This is a genomic window from Heliorestis acidaminivorans (assembly GCF_008933955.1).
Classification (GTDB): Bacteria; Bacillota; Desulfitobacteriia; order Heliobacteriales; family Heliobacteriaceae; genus Heliorestis; species Heliorestis acidaminivorans.
In genome coordinates this window covers 1-429 of record NZ_WBXO01000040.1, presented here as the reverse complement: position 1 = coordinate 429, position 429 = coordinate 1, and the positions used below count along the sequence as shown (strand labels likewise).

Annotated in this window: 4 tRNA genes; all 4 read left to right on the top strand. The window is 52.2% G+C overall.

From position 1 onward, the window contains the following. The first annotated feature begins 2 nt into the window (after window positions 1-2). The 4 genes from F9B85_RS14200 (at window position 3) to F9B85_RS14185 (ending at window position 358) form a co-directional block, all read left to right on the top strand. Window positions 3-77, top strand: a tRNA-Cys gene (locus F9B85_RS14200). Window positions 78-106: 29 nt separating this feature from the next. After that, window positions 107-193: transfer RNA gene (locus F9B85_RS14195), tRNA-Leu, on the top strand. Window positions 194-198: 5 nt separating this feature from the next. Continuing rightward, window positions 199-275 (top strand) — tRNA-Met (locus tag F9B85_RS14190). Between the two features lie 6 nt (window positions 276-281). Then, window positions 282-358: transfer RNA gene (locus F9B85_RS14185), tRNA-Val, on the top strand. The last annotated feature ends 71 nt before the right edge of the window (window positions 359-429 follow it).

Genomic DNA, 429 nt, shown 5'->3' with positions numbered 1-429 from the left:
ATGGCGGCATAGCCAAGTGGTAAGGCAGAGGTCTGCAAAACCTTTATCCCCCAGTTCGAATCTGGGTGCCGCCTCCAAAATAACTTAACAAATATTTATTTAACATGCCGAAGTGGCGGAATTGGCAGACGCGCTGGTCTCAAAAACCTGTGAGGGAAACTTCGTGCCGGTTCGACCCCGGCCTTCGGCACCACATCTGGCGGTGTAGCTCAGTTGGTCAGAGCATACGGTTCATACCCGTAGGGTCGTAGGTTCAAATCCTACCACCGCTACCATAAAAGGGACGATTAGCTCAGCTGGTTAGAGTACTTGCTTGACATGCAAGGGGTCGGCGGTTCGATTCCGTCATCGTCCACCATGTATTTGCCTCGATAGCTCAGTCGGTAGAGCAGAGGACTGAAAATCCTCGTGTCGGTGGTTCGATTCCGC